Source organism: Bradyrhizobium sp. 44 (assembly GCF_023073095.1).
Lineage (GTDB): Bacteria > Pseudomonadota > Alphaproteobacteria > Rhizobiales > Xanthobacteraceae > Bradyrhizobium.
The window spans coordinates 37,722-54,210 of sequence record NZ_JADPIY010000016.1 but is presented as its reverse complement, the minus strand read 5'-3'; the positions used below and the strand labels follow the sequence as shown (position 1 = coordinate 54,210).

General features: G+C 65.6%; 11 protein-coding genes. 7 read left to right on the top strand and 4 right to left on the bottom strand.

Annotation, left to right across the window (positions count from 1 at the left end; all coding sequences use genetic code 11):
- Window positions 1-146 precede the first annotated feature (146 nt).
- Both IVB41_RS16805 and IVB41_RS16800 read left to right on the top strand, forming a co-directional pair.
- Complete coding sequence (locus tag IVB41_RS16805) at window positions 147-1,520, top strand: cation-efflux pump (protein WP_247433011.1); 1,374 nt, start codon at window positions 147-149, stop codon at window positions 1,518-1,520.
- A gap of 226 nt (window positions 1,521-1,746) precedes the next feature.
- A complete protein-coding gene (locus IVB41_RS16800) occupies window positions 1,747-4,077 on the top strand; it encodes a PAS domain-containing sensor histidine kinase (protein WP_027569134.1) in 2,331 nt (776 codons plus the stop codon).
- Between the two features lie 3 nt (window positions 4,078-4,080).
- On the opposite strand, the gene IVB41_RS16795 is transcribed toward IVB41_RS16800, so the two are convergent.
- Entirely contained in the window at window positions 4,081-4,974 is an 894-nt protein-coding gene (locus IVB41_RS16795) for a LysR family transcriptional regulator (RefSeq protein WP_247433008.1), read from the bottom strand.
- Window positions 4,975-5,196: 222 nt separating this feature from the next.
- Here IVB41_RS16795 and IVB41_RS16790 point away from each other — a divergent pair, with 222 nt between their 5' ends.
- Genes IVB41_RS16790 through IVB41_RS16770 form a run of 5 tightly spaced genes read left to right on the top strand, consistent with a single transcriptional unit; the run spans window position 5,197 to window position 11,165 of the window.
- Complete coding sequence (locus tag IVB41_RS16790; protein ID WP_027569132.1) at window positions 5,197-5,673, top strand: formate dehydrogenase subunit gamma; 477 nt, start codon at window positions 5,197-5,199, stop codon at window positions 5,671-5,673.
- The gene (locus IVB41_RS16785) at window positions 5,670-7,226 is read left to right on the top strand and encodes an NADH-quinone oxidoreductase subunit NuoF (protein ID WP_247433005.1); all 1,557 of its coding nucleotides are present in this window, start codon (window positions 5,670-5,672) and stop codon (window positions 7,224-7,226) included. The genes IVB41_RS16790 and IVB41_RS16785 overlap by 4 nt, the downstream gene beginning before the upstream one ends.
- Window positions 7,227-7,236: 10 nt before the next feature.
- Window positions 7,237-10,110 carry a formate dehydrogenase subunit alpha gene (fdhF, locus tag IVB41_RS16780; RefSeq protein WP_247433002.1) on the top strand — a complete coding sequence of 958 codons (2,874 nt, stop codon included), beginning with the start codon at window positions 7,237-7,239 and terminating at the stop codon, window positions 10,108-10,110.
- A 4-nt stretch (window positions 10,111-10,114) separates the two neighbouring features.
- Window positions 10,115-10,942 (top strand): formate dehydrogenase accessory sulfurtransferase FdhD, encoded by an 828-nt coding sequence (gene fdhD, locus IVB41_RS16775; protein ID WP_247432997.1) that lies wholly within the window; start codon window positions 10,115-10,117, stop codon window positions 10,940-10,942.
- Complete coding sequence (locus IVB41_RS16770; RefSeq protein ID WP_219680856.1) at window positions 10,932-11,165, top strand: formate dehydrogenase subunit delta; 234 nt, start codon at window positions 10,932-10,934, stop codon at window positions 11,163-11,165. Before fdhD ends, IVB41_RS16770 begins: the two co-directional genes overlap by 11 nt.
- Here IVB41_RS16770 and IVB41_RS16765 read toward each other — a convergent pair.
- Genes IVB41_RS16765 through IVB41_RS16755 form a run of 3 tightly spaced genes read right to left on the bottom strand, consistent with a single transcriptional unit; the run spans window position 11,122 to window position 16,230 of the window.
- The gene (locus tag IVB41_RS16765) at window positions 11,122-14,109 is read right to left on the bottom strand and encodes a bifunctional [glutamine synthetase] adenylyltransferase/[glutamine synthetase]-adenylyl-L-tyrosine phosphorylase (protein WP_247432995.1); all 2,988 of its coding nucleotides are present in this window, start codon (window positions 14,107-14,109) and stop codon (window positions 11,122-11,124) included. The two genes, IVB41_RS16770 and IVB41_RS16765, sit on opposite strands and share 44 nt — an antisense overlap.
- Window positions 14,106-15,566, bottom strand: coding sequence for an ATP-binding protein (locus IVB41_RS16760; protein ID WP_247432992.1), 1,461 nt, complete (start codon window positions 15,564-15,566; stop codon window positions 14,106-14,108). The genes IVB41_RS16765 and IVB41_RS16760 overlap by 4 nt, the downstream gene beginning before the upstream one ends.
- A complete protein-coding gene (locus IVB41_RS16755) occupies window positions 15,550-16,230 on the bottom strand; it encodes a response regulator transcription factor (RefSeq protein WP_035963061.1) in 681 nt (226 codons plus the stop codon). Before IVB41_RS16755 ends, IVB41_RS16760 begins: the two co-directional genes overlap by 17 nt.
- Between the last annotated feature and the right edge of the window lie 259 nt (window positions 16,231-16,489).

Below are 16,489 nucleotides of genomic sequence, written 5' to 3'. Positions count from 1 at the left end.
TCAGCGTCCCCGAAAGATGGTGGGCGCGGCGCTCCGCGCCGTTGCCCACCCTACCAAACCGGGGGATCCCGCTCCTGCAACTCACTAGCGTCTACGCCTGTGGATCGTCGCTTGATGTTCACCCGTGGCCTGCTAAATCCCCCGCCATGAGCTCCCAACACAACAAGACCTCGGTCGCAGCGATCTCGATCTTCGCCAGTGGCGGCATGGCGGCGGCGAAGTTTGCGGTCGGGATCGCGATCGGCTCGCTAGCGCTGATTTCCGAGGCGCTGCATTCCTCGATCGACCTGGTCGCCACCATCATCACCTGGGCGGTGGTGCGGGTGTCCGACAAGCCGGCGGATGAAGAGCATCATTACGGCCACGGCAAACTCGAAAGTGTCTCGGCATTGGGCGTGACCGCCCTGCTCTACGTGCTCGCCGGCGGAATCCTGGTCCAGTCCTACAGCCATCTCCGAGAGGGAGTTGCGCCGCCGACGATCTCCGCCGTCCCTTTCGTCGTGCTGGTGATCGACATCGCCGTCAATTTCTGGCGCGCACGTGCCCTGCACCGTGCCGCACGGGAGACCAGGAGCCAGGCGCTCGCCGCCGATGCGCTGCATTTCGCCTCCGACGTGATGGGTTCGTTCGCCGTGATCGTGGGCCTGATCCTCGCCGGTCTCGGCTTCTGGTGGGGCGACGCGGCTGCCGCCGCCGCGGTGGCCGTGATGATCGCCCTGCTCGGCCTACGCATGGCCGGCTCGACCGTGCAGACGCTGGTGGACCGCGCCCCGGAAGGCGCGCATGAGACGGCCACGGCCGCGATCCGCAGCGTACCGGGTGTGATCGACATCGAGCGGCTCCGCGTGCGCATGGTCGGTGCCACCACGTTTATCGACACGATCGCAAAGGTACCGCGGACTTACCCCATCGACCGGGTCGAGGACATCAAGCGCAACGCGCAAGCAGCCGTCGAGCAGGCCTTCGGCGATACCGACCTCACCTTCACCGCAGTCCCCGTGGCGCGCGACAACGAGACCGTGCGCGACCGCATCATGGTCATCGCCCACAATTCGGGCCTCGCCATCCACCACGTCACCGTGCACGATCTCGGCGCCAAGCTGATCGTCAGCATCGACCTCGAGGTCGACGCCGGGATGCAGCTCGACGCCGCCCATGAGGTCGCCAACACGCTGGAACGCAACATCCAGGAAGAGTTCGGCGCGGACGTCGAGGTCGACGTCCACATCGAGCCGCTGGAACCGGAACTGCCGTTCGGGGTCGATGCCGCGTCGGAACGGGTGCAGGCCATCGCCGCCGCCCTGACAGAGTATGCCGCCGGCGGCGAGATCCACGACATCCACAATGTCCGCGTCCGCAACACCGACGCCGGCGAAATCGTCAACTTCCACTGCCGCGCCGAGCCGTCGATGAGCGTGATCAGGGTGCACGAGCATGTCGACGCGATCGAGCGCGCGTTGCGGCGCGCGTTCCCGAGCGTGAAGCGCGTCATCAGTCACGCCGAACCGCCGCGTGCGTGACAGAGAATGTGCGAGGAGTCACACGTTCTCGTTTCGGACTCGCCGCGCACGTAAGTTTGCGGACGCGCGACGCACAAACTGCGCGTTGGATAAGAATAAATTCGCGTTAACGATTCGTTGACTCTCGACAGCCCGCGAAATCTGGATTCAAATCGGCCATGATTCGGAAGCGATGTGGGGCTGCTTCCAAAATCAAGTTGCAAGCAGGTTCCAGGGGGCTTTAGGCATGTCGCGTGCAGACGCCGCGAACGCGTGCGTCCAATCCGATTCGATCAAAGGATTGGCGCAATCGATCGCGAAACCTGCCTATCATCGGCTCCTGATCGCGGAGCCTGCGCTGCGCCGTGCCGTGCCGACGCTCATCATCGCGTTCCTGATCACGATCTGCCTCGGCGCGTTCGTGCAGGTCGTCGACCAGACGCGCCAGAAGCGTCTGGTGATCCGCCACGACATCTCGGCGCTCGCCGACCTGCTCGCCGAGCGCATCGACCGCCTCACCTCCGCGCGACAGGAGCGGCTGAAGAACATCGAAAGCTTGCCGGCGCTGCTGCCGGACCTCATTCCATCGTGGGGCACCGCCTCGGGCCGGCACGTCATCGTCACCTCGGCCGGACTCGACCGCCGCATCCTCGCCCGCATCCCGGTCGACAGCGATCCCTCGGGCAACGACCGCCTGCTCGACGCAATCACGACAGCGCAACTGCTGGCGGCACCGCCGCGCGACGGCAACATCTCCGACATGACGCTGCCGAACGGCAACGCCGCGATGGCGACCTCGCGGCAGATCAAGTCGCTGCCCGGCTTCGTCACCGTGATCCAGGAGCGCAACGAGCCGATCTGGGGCTCGGACGCCGCGCTGTCGGTCACGCTGTCGGCCACCACCGGCTTCGTCGTCCTGATCCTCGGCTTCGCCTTCCACTGGCAGTCCACCCGTGCCCGCGAGGGCGACCTGATCAACGACGCCGTGCGCGGCCGGATCGACACCGCACTCAACCGCGGCCGCTGCGGACTGTGGGACTGGGACCTGTCACGCGGCCGCATCTTCTGGTCGCAGTCGATGTTTTCGATGCTCGGCCTCGACGGCCGCAACGAGCTCCTCACCTTCGGCGAGGTCAACGCGCTGGTGAAGTCCGACGACATCGACCTGTTCGAGATCGCCGACCAGCTCATCTCCGAGAAGATTGACCACATCGACCAGACCTTCCGCATGCAGCATGTCGACGGCCACTGGATCTGGCTGCGCGTCCGCTGCGAAAAGACCAGCGGCGCGACGGACTCCAGCGTTCACCTGATCGGGATCGCCGTCGACATCACCGAGCAGAAGAGCCTCGCCGAGCGAACTGTCGAAGCCGATTTGCGCCTGCGCGACGCGATCGAGACCATTCCCGAAGCCTTCGTGCTGTGGGACGCCAGCGACCGCCTGGTGCTCTGCAATTCGCACTTCCAGCGCCTGCACAAGCTGCCCGACAGCGCCGTCATTCCCGGCACCTCCTACGAGACCGTGCTCGAGGTCGGCCGCATGCCCGAGGTCCGCACCCGACACAACGAGACGGCGAGCCAAGGCCCCGGCGCGCGCACCTTCGAGGCGCAGCTCGACGACGGCAGCTGGCTGCACATCAGCGAGCGCCGCACAAAGGACGGCGGCTACGTCTCGGTCGGCACCGACATCACCCGCATCAAGGAGCACGAGCAGAAGCTGGTCGACAACGATCTACGCCTGCGCGCCACCGTCATCGACCTCAAGCGCTCGCAGGCAGCCCTGGAGCGCCAGGCGGGCGAACTCGCCGATCTCGCCGAGAAATATCAGCGCGAGAAGACCCGCGCCGAGGAAGCCAACCAGACCAAGTCGAAATTCCTCGCCAATATGAGCCACGAGCTGCGCACGCCGCTGAACGCGATCATCGGCTTCTCCGAGATCATGGGCTCGGGCATGTTCGGCGAACTCGGCTCGGAGAAGTACCAGGAATACTGCCACGATATCCTGACCAGCGGGCATTACCTGCTCGAAGTCATCAACGACATCCTCGACATGTCCAAGATCGAGGCCGGCCGCATGAAGCTCGACATGGAAGAGCTCGACCTCGCGCAGACGCTGGCGGAATCCCTGCGGGTCGTCACCGGCCGCGCGCAGGACAAGCACCTGACGCTCGACGCCGACATCGCGAAATCCATCTCCGTCGTCGCCGACCGCCGCGCCACCAAGCAGATCATCGTCAATTTGCTCTCCAACGCCGTGAAGTTCACGCCCGACGGCGGACGCATCGTGGTGCGCAGCCGGCAGCTCGACGACAGGATCGTGCTGATGATTGCCGACACCGGCATCGGCATCGCGCCGCATTCACTGGCGCGGCTCGGCCGCCCCTTCGAGCAGGTCGAGAGCCAGCTCACCAAGACCTATCACGGCTCGGGACTGGGCCTCGCGATCGCCCGCTCGCTCGCGCAGCTTCATGGCGGCTCGATGCGGCTGCGCTCCAAGCTGGAGGTCGGCACCGTCGTGCGCGTCACCCTGCCCCGCGACGCGATCAAGTCGGCATCAGGAATATCGGCCGCGGCCTGAATCCTACGATTGCAGCGACGGCGCGACTTCCCGCGCGACGTTGACCAGCGCCGCGATCAGCGGCGTCATCGGATCACGCTGCGGGATCACCATGCCGATGCTGTAATTGACATCGGGATCGGTGATCGGGATCGAGCGCACCGTATCGGACAGGCCGAGCGTCTCGGCGAGCTTGGCCGGCATCACGCTGGCCCAGCGCCCCGTCTTCACATGCGTGAACAGCACGAGCAGCGAATTCGACGTCAAGGTCGGCGTCGCCTCCGCGCCGACCGAACGTAACGCACGGTCGATGATGCGGCGGTTCTGCATGTCGGGCGTCAGCAGGCACAGCGGCACCTGCCCGACCTCTTTCCACGTCACCGTCTCGCGATCGCCGAACATTCCATCCGGCGCGGTGAGCAGACGATAGCTCTCGCTGTAGAGCGGGATGGTGCGCACCTTGCCGATCGGCTCGTTCTCGATATAGGTCAGCCCTGCATCCACCTCGAGATTCTCGAGCAACCCCAGCACCTCGGACGAGGTGGTGGAGCGGATACTGAAGCGCACCTCGGGGTGCCTGGCGCGGAACGGCGTCGTCAGCGCAGCGACCATGCCGAGCACGGTGGGGATCGCGGCAATACGTATCTCGCCGGAGAGCTGATGCTTCAGCCCGTTGATCTCGTCACGCATCGCGCGGGCATCGCCGACGATCCGGCGCGCCCAATCCAGCGCCCGCTCGCCTTCCGGCGTAAAACCCTGGAAGCGGGAGCCGCGCTGGACCAGCATCACGCCGAGGATCTCCTCGAGCTGCTTCAGCCCGGTCGACATCGTCGGTTGCGTCACGCCGCAGACCTCCGCCGCGCGTCCGAAATGCCGCTCCTTCGCCAGCGCCAGCAACAGTTCAAGCTTGTCGAGCAACCGGTCATCCCCTCGAATTGTGTGGTGGCATACAAGCTAGCATGCTCGCCCCATTCCAACACGTAAAAACGCCCGGAGACCGGCTTCAATTGCAATTTCAGATCGAGTGATTGCCATCGCAAATCGATCGTAATCCGCAATCGCAGCATGAGACAGCTTTATTGATCTTCGAACGTTTCCAAATAGTTTGAGATCAGCAGACGCTCTGGTCGAGAACGAAGAATGACAGCGGTTTTTGAGCCTTGGGACGAGACGCGCGGCGCCGAGATCATCGCCGAACACAGCGAGCAGGAAGGCGCGACGCTGGTGATCCTGCACGCGCTCCAGGAGGCGTTCGGCTACGTGCCGGAGGCAGCCATTCCCATGGTGGCGCAGGCGCTCAATTTGTCCCGCGCCGAAGTGCATGGCGTGTTCACGTTCTATCATGACTTCCGCCACAAGCCGGCCGGCCGCCATGTGCTGAAGCTCTGCCGCGCGGAGGCCTGCCAGGCGGCGGGTGGCGATGCGCTGGCGACGCGTGTCGAGGCGAAGCTCGGCGTGTTGCTGGGCGGCACCACGGCCGATGATCGCGTCACGCTGGAGCCAATCTACTGCCTCGGACTGTGCGCAACCGCGCCGTCCGCGATGCTCGACGGCCGACTCATCGGCCGGCTCGACGAGAAGCGCATCGACGCGCTTGTGGCGGAGGCGCAGCGATGAGCATCCGTCTATATGTCTCTCGCGATGCGGGTGCGCTTGCGGTCGGCGCCGACGAGGTCGCGCTGGCGCTGGAGCAGGTTGCAGCCAAGCGTGGCATTGCCGTCGAGATCGTCAGAACCGGCTCGCGCGGCCTGTACTGGCTCGAGCCGCTGGTCGAGGTCGCGACGCCGCAGGGCCGGATCGCGTTCGGCCCTGTGACCGAGACCGATGTGCCCTCCCTGCTCGACGCGCTCGCGAGCAACACGCCGCATCTGCTGCGGCTCGGGGCCACCGACGAGATCCCCTGGCTCAAGCGCCAGACCCGCCTCACCTTCGCGCGCTGCGGCGTGATCGATCCGCGCTCGCTCGATGTCTACCGCGCCCATGGCGGCTACAAGGGCCTCGAACGCGCGCTGTCGCTCGGCTCGGAAGCCATCCTCAATGAAGTGACGGCGTCCGGCCTGCGCGGCCGCGGCGGCGCGGGCTTTCCGACCGGCATCAAATGGAAGACGGTCGCGCATGCGAAAGCGGATCGCAAGTTTATCGTCTGCAACGCCGACGAAGGCGACAGTGGCACCTTCGCCGACCGCATGATCATGGAAGGCGATCCCTTTCTCGTCATCGAGGGCATGACAACCGCCGGCATTACCGTCGGCGCGACCAAGGGTTACATCTACATCCGCAGCGAATATCCGCACGCGGTCGAGGCGATGAACACGGCCATCCAGGCTGCGAAGCGCGGCGGCTATCTCGGCGCGAACATCAGTGATTCCACGCACAGCTTCGATCTCGAGGTGCGCGTCGGCGCCGGCGCTTACGTCTGCGGCGAAGAGACCTCGCTGCTGGAAAGCCTCGAAGGCCGTCGTGGCCTCGTGCGCGCAAAGCCGCCACTGCCCGCGCATCACGGCCTGTTCGGCAAGCCGACCGTCATCAACAACGTGCTGTCGTTCGCCGCCATCCCCTTCATCCTGGCCGAAGGCGCCAAGGCCTATGCCGATTTCGGCATGGGTCGCTCGCGCGGTACGATGCCGATCCAGCTCGCCGGCAACATCCGCCACGGCGGGCTGTTCGAGACGGCCTTCGGCGTGACGCTCGGCGAGCTCGTCGACGACATCGGCGGCGGCACGTTCACGGGACGCCCGATCCGCGCGGTACAGGTCGGAGGCCCCCTGGGCGCCTACTTCCCTCGCGCGCTGTTCGACACGCCGTTCGACTACGAGGCCTTCGCCGCGCGCGACGGCCTGATCGGCCATGGCGGTATCGTCGTGTTCGACGACAGCGTCGACATGCGCAACCAGGCGCGTTTCGCCATGGAATTCTGCGCCATCGAATCCTGCGGCAAGTGCACGCCGTGCCGGATCGGCTCGACCCGCGGCGTCGAGACCATCGAGAAGATCATCAACGGCGAGCGGGTGAGCGAGAACCTCGCACTCGTCGAAGATCTCTGCAACACCATGAAATTCGGCTCGCTCTGCGCGCTCGGCGGCTTCACGCCCTACCCCGTGCTCAGCGCATTGAAGCACTTCCGGGAGGATTTCGTCCCGGCCCCGACCACGCTTCAAGCCGCGGAATAGGAGAACGACAATGTCTCTGATCGAAGAAATCGACTTCGGTACGCCGCGCTCGAAATCGGAAACGATGGTGACGCTGACCATCGACGGCAACCAGGTCACGGTGCCCGAGGGCACCTCGATCATGCGGGCGGCGATGGACGCCGGCCATCAGATCCCGAAACTCTGCGCGACCGACATGGTCGACGCGTTCGGCTCGTGCCGCCTTTGCGTCGTCGAGATCGAAGGCCGCGCCGGCACGCCGGCGTCCTGTACCACGCCTGTCATGTCCGGCCTGATCGTGCACACCCAGAGCGAACGGCTCAAGAAGCTGCGCAAGGGCGTGATGGAACTCTACATCTCCGACCATCCGCTCGACTGCCTCACCTGCGGTGCCAATGGTGATTGCGAGTTGCAGGACATGGCCGGCGCCGTGGGCCTTCGCGACGTGCGTTACGGCTACGAGGGGGAGAACCACGTCTTCGCGAAATCCCACGGCGAGATCAACGCCGCCTGGATGCCAAAGGACGAGTCCAACCCGTACTTCACCTACGATCCCTCCAAGTGCATCGTCTGCTCGCGCTGCGTCCGCGCCTGCGAGGAGGTGCAAGGCACCTTCGCACTCACGATCTCCGGCCGCGGCTTCGACAGCCGCGTGTCGCCGGGCATGAGCGAGAGCTTCCTCGGCTCCGAATGCGTCTCCTGCGGCGCCTGCGTGCAGGCCTGCCCGACAGCGACGCTGACCGAGAAATCCGTGATCGAGATCGGCCAGCCCGAACATTCGGTCGTCACCACCTGCGCCTATTGCGGCGTCGGCTGCGCCTTCAAGGCCGAGATGCGCGGCGAGGAAGTCGTCCGCATGGTGCCGTACAAGGACGGCAAGGCCAATCGCGGCCATTCCTGCGTCAAGGGCCGCTTCGCCTGGGGCTACACCAACCACAAGGAACGCATCCTCAACCCGATGATCCGCGAGCGGATCGAGGATCCCTGGCGCGAAGTGTCGTGGGACGAGGCCTTCTCGTTTGCCGCCGACAGGATGCGCGGCATCCAGAAGAAATACGGCCGCGACGCCATCGGCGGCATCACATCGTCCCGCTGCACAAATGAAGAAACCTATCTGGTGCAGAAGCTGATCCGCGCCGGCTTCGGCAACAACAATGTCGACACTTGCGCCCGCGTCTGTCACTCCCCGACCGGCTATGGCCTTTCGACCACATTCGGTACCTCCGCCGGCACGCAGGATTTCGACTCGGTCGAGGACACCGACGTGGTCGTCATCATCGGTGCCAACCCCGCTTCGGCCCATCCGGTGTTCGCCTCCCGCCTGAAGAAGCGGCTGCGCCAGGGCGCCAAGCTGGTCGTGATCGATCCACGCCGCACCGAGATGGTGGAATCGCCGCATGTGAAGGCGCTGCACCTGCCGCTGATGCCCGGCACCAACGTTGCGGTGATGACGGCACTGGCGCATGTGATCGTCACCGAAGGCCTCGTCGACGAAACCTTCGTGCGCGAACGCTGCGACTGGAGCGAGTTCGAGGAATGGGCGGCGTTCGTCGCCCAGCCGAACAACAGCCCGGAAGCCACTGCCATCCTCACCGGCGTCGATCCGAAGGATCTGCGCGAAGCAGCGCGCGTCTACGCCACCGGCGGCAACGGCGCGATCTATTACGGTCTCGGCGTGACCGAGCACAGCCAGGGTTCGACCACCGTGATCGCGATCGCCAACCTTGCGATGGCCACGGGCAATATCGGCCGTCCGGGTGTCGGCGTGAACCCGCTGCGCGGCCAGAACAACGTGCAGGGCTCCTGCGACATGGGCTCGTTCCCGCACGAGCTGCCCGGCTACCGCCACATCTCGGGCGACGCCGTGCGGGACCAGTTCGAAGCGCTGTGGAACGTCAAGCTCAACCCCGAGCCGGGCCTGCGCATTCCCAACATGTTCGACGCCGCAGTCGAAGGCACGTTCATGGGGATTTACGTGCAGGGCGAGGACATCCTGCAATCCGATCCCAACACCAAGCATGTGGTGGCAGCACTCTCGGCGATGGAATGCGTCATCGTCCACGACCTCTTCCTGAACGAGACCGCGAACTACGCCCACGTGTTCCTGCCGGGCTCGAGCTTCCTCGAGAAGGACGGCACCTTCACGAACGCCGAGCGCCGCATCCAGCGGGTCCGCAAGGTGATGACGCCGAAGAACGGGCTTGCCGACTGGGAGGTCACCATCGGCCTCGCCAGGGCCATAGGCTTCGAGATGACCTACAGCCATCCTTCCGAGATCATGGACGAGATCGCGGCGCTGACCCCGACCTTCGCCGGCGTCTCCTATGCCAAGCTCGACGAGCTCGGCTCGGTGCAGTGGCCCTGCAACGACAAGGCGCCCGAGGGCACGCCGGTGATGCATATCGACGGCTTCGTCCGCGGCAAGGGCAAGTTCGTCGTGACCGAATATGTCGCGACCGACGAACGCACCGGCCCGCGCTATCCGCTGCTGCTCACCACAGGCCGCATCCTCAGCCAGTACAATGTCGGCGCGCAAACCCGGCGCACCGAGAACGTAGTCTGGCATGCCGAGGATCGGCTGGAGATCCATCCGCATGATGCCGAACAGCGCGGCGTGCGCGACGGGGACTGGGTGCGGCTGAAGAGCCGCGCCGGCGAGACCACGCTACGTGCGGAGATCACCGATCGCGTCGCGCCTGGCGTCGTCTACACCACGTTCCACCATCCGGACACGCAGGCCAATGTCATCACGACCGACTATTCGGACTGGGCAACCAACTGCCCCGAATACAAGGTCACGGCGGTGCAGATCTCGCCGTCGAACGGCCCGTCCGACTGGCAGAAGGCCTACGACGCACAGGCGCGGCATTCCCGCCGTATCGCGCCGGCCGAGGCCGCGGAGTAGCGGCATGCACGTACCGGTCCAGGCCATCGACCGCGCGATCTGGCGCAACGGTGTCGCGTCCGAAGGAGCGCGGCTGATTCCGGAGGAGACGCCGCTGGCGCTGACCTACAATGGCGGCACCTACGCCGTCATGATGGGGACGCCGCAGAACCTCGAAGATTTCGCGGTCGGCTTCAGCCTGGACGAAGGCATCATCAGATCCGTCGATGACGTCAAGTCGCTCGAAATAGTCCGCCTCGACGACGGCATCGAGCTGCGCATGTGGCTGGCACCGGAAAATGCTGCGCGAATCAGCGAGCGCCGCCGCCACATCGCCGGCCCGACCGGTTGCGGCATTTGCGGCATCGACTCGATTGCCGAAGCTGTGCGGCCTGCGGCCGTCGTGCCGCAGGGACAGATGTTTACGCCCGAGCAGGTGATGGCGGCGATGCAGACCATCGCACCGCTGCAATCAATAAATTTGCAAACCCGCGCCGTTCACGCCGCCGCGTTCTGGACGCCTGCCGGCGGTATCGTCGCGCTGCGCGAGGATGTCGGCCGCCACAACGCGCTCGACAAGCTCGCCGGTTCGCTGGCGCGCAGCCGCACGGCTGCAAGTGGCGGCATCGTGCTGCTGACGAGCCGCGTCTCGGTCGAGATGGTGCAGAAGACCGCCGCCATCGGCGCGCCGGTGATGGTCGCCATCTCTGCGCCGACCGCGCTTGCGGTGCGCACCGCGGAGGCCGCCGGCATCACGCTGATTGCCATTGCCCGCCAGGACGGGTTCGAAGTGTTTTCGCATGGCGGCCGGGTTGTCGCCTGTCATGCCACGGAGGTTGCCGATGTCGCCTGACCGCTTGATCTACATGGCCAACCAGATCGGCACGTTCTTTCGGAGCCAGGGCCACGACAAGGCCGTGCCGGGGATCGCCGACCACATCAAGAAGTTCTGGGATCCGCGGATGAAGCGCGCGATCTTCGCCCATCTCGATGCCGGCGGCGTGGGTCTTGAGCCGAATGTGCGGGAGGCGCTCACCTCGCTGAAGCCGACGACGTCCCTTCCAGCAGCGCCCTGAAGACACGCCGCACCTCGCTCTGCGTCTCCTTCACGCGCGCCTCCAGCGAGGAGAAATGCGGCGCGTCGCCGGCGCGTGCCATCACGCGCAAGAGGTCGGTGCCGGCGGTTTCCGGCTTGAACCGGTCGCTGACGCAGAGCCGCAGGATCTGCGTCAGGTCGTGATAGAGCCGCGCCGCGGCACGCAATATCTCGGTCTCCGATTGCGCGAGCGCGCCGAGCCTGCATGCATTGTCCAGCACCTGCGTGGTGCCGACGTCGAGAATCTCCGGTTTCTCGTGCGCATGCACGAGCTGGAGATATTGCGCGATGAAGTCGATGTCGACCATGCCGCCGGCGGCATATTTGAGATCCCAGCAATCGGCCTCGCCCTTCTCCTGAGCAATCGCACGCCGCATGTCGGCAACGTCGTTGGCGGTGATTGCGGGATCGCGGCGACGGGTCAGGACATCGCGGATGACGTGTTCGATCCGCTCCCGGAATTCGGGCGAAGCCGACACGACGCGCGCGCGCGTCAGCGCCATGTGCTCCCAGGTCCAGGCCTCGTTGGCCTGGTAGTCCGCGAACGAGACGAGGCTCGAGGCCACAGGGCCGGCACGCCCCGAGGGGCGCAGCCGCATGTCGATTTCGTAAAGCACCCCGTAATTGGTGCGCGTCGTGAACGCGCTGATCAGGCGCTGGGTGAAGCGGGCGAAGTAATGCGCACCTTGCAGTGACTTCGCACCGTCGGAGTCCGGATTGTCGCTGTCGAAATCGTAAAGTAGGATCAGGTCGAGATCCGACGACGCGGTCATCTCGCGGCTGCCGAGCCGGCCCATTGCGATGATTGCGCTCTCCTGCCCCTTGATCCGGCCATGCTGGGCGGCGAAGCGGTCGGCGACGAGACCATGCACGGTATGGACGATGCCCTCGGCGACGTCGGCAAAGGCCGTGCTCGCCTGCTGCGCCGAGACGGTGCCGGAGAGAATGCGCGTGCCGATCAGGAACAGGCTCTCCTGCCCGAACAGGCGCAGGCGGTCGAGGAACTCTTCGTAAGAGCCGGCATCCTGCACGGTGGTCGCAAGCCGCCCCGACAATTCCTGCCTGTCGGGCATGGCGCCGAAGAAGCGCGGATCGATCAGGCCGTCCATGAGCTGCGGCTGCCGCGCCAGCATCTCGCCGAGCCGGGGCGCCGCGCCCAGCACCAGGGCCACGAGCGCAACGAGATCGCGGTTCTGGCCGAGCAGCGTGATCAGCCGGCCGCCGCGCTGAAGCGCTCCAAGGAAATGGTCGAACGCCACGACGGCTCGATCCGGCTCCTCGGCATGAGCGAGACCGTCGATCAGGGCCGGCACGAATTCGACGAATGCGTTTCGCGTCGCCTCAACGCGGAACACGCGGTACTCGCCGGTGATCCAGTCACGCACGGTCTGCGCGACGGCGGCAGGCTTCTTGAAGCCGAGCGTGGCCAGATACTGAAGCAGCCGCGGATCGTCGGGACCCGCACCGTAGTCGAGCGCCGGCAGCTTGGCCGTGCCGGTCGGATCGTCGCCCTCGAACAGTTTTTCGTAGTGGCCCTGGACGATCTCGAGCTGGCGCAAGAGGTCGCGGGCAAAGGCCTCGCGATCCGGATAGCCGAAGAACCAGGCGAAACGCTCGACCGCTTCCTTGTCCTCGGGCAGAGTGTGGGTCTGCTCGTCTGCGATCATCTGGAGGCGATGCTCGACCCGGCGCAGGAATTGGTACGCCGTGGTCAGCTCGTCACGCGCCGCAATCGTGATCCAGTTGCTGGAAGCTAGCACGCCGAGCGCGGCGAGCGTCGGCCGCACGCGCAGTTCGGGATGCCGGCCGCCGGCGATCAATTGCTGGGTCTGGGCGAAGAACTCGATCTCGCGGATTCCGCCGCGCCCGACCTTCACGTTATGGCCTTCGACTGCGACCTCGCTCTGGCCGCGATAGGTCTGCATCTGCCGCTTCATGTCGTGAACGTCGGCAAGCGCGGCGAAGTCGAGATGCTTGCGCCAGACGAAGGGCGCGATCTCCGCGAGCAGCGCCTCGCCCGCCCTGGGATCGCCGGCGGAGGCGCGCGCCTTGATCATCGCGGCGCGCTCCCAGGTGCGCCCTTCCCGCTCGTAATAATTCAGCGCGGCGTCGCGCGAAATCGCCACCTGCGTCGAGGATGGATCGGGACGCAGGCGCAGATCGACGCGGAAGACGTAACCGTCATAGGTGCGCTGCTGGAGAATGCGTGCCATCCCCTGCGTCACCCTCACGAAGAATGGCTGGGGTTCGATATCGGCGGCGAGCGTCGTATTGTCGGGATCGAAAAACACGATGAGATCAATGTCGCTGGAATAGTTCAGCTCGCCTGCGCCCATCTTGCCCATCGCAAGCACGATCAGCCCGCAGCCCTCCTCCGGCGCCTCGGGATTGGGCGGCGAGAGCTTGCCGCGTGCGGCTTCCTGCCGCAGCAGGTATTGAAGCGCCGCCCGCACCGAGGACACTGCGACATCGGTGAGCGCTGCGGTCACCCGCATCACCGGCCAGACCCCGCCGATGTCGCACAGTGCGATCAGGAGCGCGGCCTCCGCCTTCATGCGGCGCAGCAGCCGCATCACCTCGGCTTCGTCGGATGCCGCGAGCACCGCGCCGTTCGCCTCCGCGACCAGCGTGGCGAGATGCGCATCCGGATCGCATTCCAGCAGCCGGATCAGACGCTGCGGATCGGCGCGCAGCAGCTCAAACAGATAAGGCGAGAATTCCGCGATGCCGGCCAGGATGTCCCGCGCGAAGCGGTGAGCCAGCAGCGCTTCAAGACGAGTGAATTGCGCGGGCTCGAGCTCGGCCAGCCAGCTTTCAAAACGTCCTTGGTCGGTGACGGAAGCGGCAATATGGGGAGCCTCCGCAAAGCGCGCGGCAAGTCTCTCACCATGCTTGTCCGCGTTTCCCGGCGCGGAATGGTTCATGCCACCTTCTGTGGCACATCCTGCATTGGCGGAGCAACCCTGTCGCCAGCCCCCGCGCGCGCCGGCAGCACCAGCGTGGCGACAAGACCGGGCTGGGCGTCACCCAACCTCAACTCACCGCCATGCAATGTCGCGACCGCGGAGGCGAGACTGAGGCCGAGGCCGGATCCAGGCAGCGTGCGGCTCGCTTCCAGCCGCACGAATCGTTCCACCACATGCTTGCGGTCGGCTTCGGGGATGCCGGGACCGCGATCGGTGACGCTGAGCAGCACTTGATCGCCCTCGCGCCTCGATTCGATCGTGATCTGCCTGCCCTCCATGCTGACCACAGTTCCCGCCGGCTGCGCGGCCGGCTTGCCGTATTTGATCGCATTCTCGACAAGATTGGCGAGGGCCTGGCTGATCAATTCGCGGTTGGCGTGGACCGGGGTCGGCTCGCACCTGACCTTCAAGGTCATGCCATCGTCTTCGGCCAGTGGCTCGTAGAGCTCGTGAATGCCGTTGGCGACATCGGCCGCGTCGAAATCATCCATGTTGCCGCGCGCCTGCCCGGACTCGGCGCGCGCGATCATCAGCAGCGCGTTGAAGGTGCGGATCAGCCCGTCCGATTCCTCGATGGTCCGCTCCAGCGCGGCGCGGTAGTCGGCCTCGCCGCCGGATTTCGCCAGCGCCTCCTCGGCGCGGTTGCGCAGGCGCGTCAGCGGCGTCTTGAGGTCGTGGGCGATGTTGTCGGAGACCTCCTTCAGCCCCGCCATCAGCGCCTCGATCCGCTCCAGCATCGCGTTGAGGTTTTCGGCGAGGCGGTCGAGCTCGTCGCCGCTGCGCCCCACAGGCAGGCGTTCGCTGAGATCGCCCGTCATGATGCGATGGGCGGTGCCGCTCATCGCGTCGATGCGCCTGAGCACCCTGCGCGCCACGAAGATGCCGCCGCCAAGGCCGAGCACCACGACGATCAGGATCGACCACTGCGCGGCCTTCGCCACGATGCCGAACAGCCGTCGCCGCTCGGCCAGATCGCGTCCGATCAGAAGCCGGAAGCCGTTTTCCAATTCGGTGACGCGGACGAGCGCAAGATGGTCCCGATCGTCGGCATCCTCGATCCGCCGGTAGGCGGTCTCGGACCAGCCGGGCGTCGCCATCACGCCGGGCGCGAGCGAGCCGACATTGCCGGCGATCGACTGGCCGGTCGGCGTCGTCACCAGATAGAGGTTGGCGCCCGGCCGCAGCGCGCGGTACTCGATCGCGAGCACGAGAGCGCGCAAGCCGCGGCGGCCGTAGATCTCGTTGATCTCAGACGTCTCGGCATTAACCGTCTGCGTGATTTCCTCGGTGATCAGCCGCCGCGTATTCCAGGCGAAATAGGCCAGCAGCGAGGCCGCGAACATCGCGAACAACAGCAAATAGACCAGCGTCAGCCGGAATGCCGTGGTGCGGACGAGTTTACCGAATGCCGTCACGGATCATGTATCCCGCGCCGCGGATCGTGTGCAGCAGCGGCCGCTCAAAACCCTTGTCGATCTTGGAACGCAACCGTGAAATGTGCACGTCGATCACGTTGGTCTGCGGATCGAAATGATAGTCCCAGACGTTCTCCAGCAGCATGGTGCGGGTCACCACCTGGCCCGCATGCTTCATCAAATATTCGAGCAGGCGGAATTCGCGCGGCTGCAGCGTCAGCTCGTCCTTGCCGCGCGCGACGCGGTGGGAGAGCCGGTCGAGCTCGAGATCGCCGACCCGGTACAACGTGTCCTCGGCCGGACCTCCGCGGCGGCGCGACAGCACCTCGACCCGGGCCAACAGCTCGGCGAAGGAATAGGGTTTCGGCAGATAGTCGTCGCCGCCGGCGCGCAGGCCCTTGATGCGGTCGTCGACCTGGCCGAGCGCGGAGAGAATCAGCACCGGTGTCGAATCATCCTTGTCGCGAAGCGCGCCGATCACCGATAGGCCGTCGCGCTTGGGCAGCATGCGGTCGACCACCAGCACGTCGTAGTCGCCGTTCTCGGCCATGGCGAGGCCTTCCTCGCCGTCGCCGGCGTGGTCGGCAATGTGCCCGACCTCGCGAAACGCCTTCACGAGGTAGTCGGCGGATTCGCGGTCGTCTTCGATGATGAGGAGGCGCATCGTGCGTTCGGCAACGGTCAAGGGAGTGAACCTTCTCTAAACATGGCGCGAGCGGCAATCGCATGCAAGCCGAGTGAGAGACTCTGGCATGGAGAAAAAGGCGGGCGGTGAAGCTGGGGGGACTTCACCGCCCTAGGCCTTCCGACGGAGGGGGGCGTATTCCACCGGAAGGTAGACAGGGGAAGCAAACGTTGCGCTGCTCCCCCGAAGGGCGCCGTCGGCGGGGGCGACTGATGCCGGCGACACCCTTCATCTCGGA

Coding starts and splice junctions, on each gene's coding strand:
- IVB41_RS16770 (WP_219680856.1), top strand. CDS start 10,932: ATGTCGCCTGACCGCTTGATCTACATGGCCAACCAGATCGGCACGTTC.
- IVB41_RS16755 (WP_035963061.1), bottom strand. CDS start 16,230: ATGCGCCTCCTCATCATCGAAGACGACCGCGAATCCGCCGACTACCTC.
- IVB41_RS16765 (WP_247432995.1), bottom strand. CDS start 14,109: ATGAACCATTCCGCGCCGGGAAACGCGGACAAGCATGGTGAGAGACTT.
- fdhD (WP_247432997.1), top strand. CDS start 10,115: ATGCACGTACCGGTCCAGGCCATCGACCGCGCGATCTGGCGCAACGGT.
- fdhF (WP_247433002.1), top strand. CDS start 7,237: ATGTCTCTGATCGAAGAAATCGACTTCGGTACGCCGCGCTCGAAATCG.
- IVB41_RS16785 (WP_247433005.1), top strand. CDS start 5,670: ATGAGCATCCGTCTATATGTCTCTCGCGATGCGGGTGCGCTTGCGGTC.
- IVB41_RS16790 (WP_027569132.1), top strand. CDS start 5,197: ATGACAGCGGTTTTTGAGCCTTGGGACGAGACGCGCGGCGCCGAGATC.
- IVB41_RS16800 (WP_027569134.1), top strand. CDS start 1,747: ATGTCGCGTGCAGACGCCGCGAACGCGTGCGTCCAATCCGATTCGATC.
- IVB41_RS16805 (WP_247433011.1), top strand. CDS start 147: ATGAGCTCCCAACACAACAAGACCTCGGTCGCAGCGATCTCGATCTTC.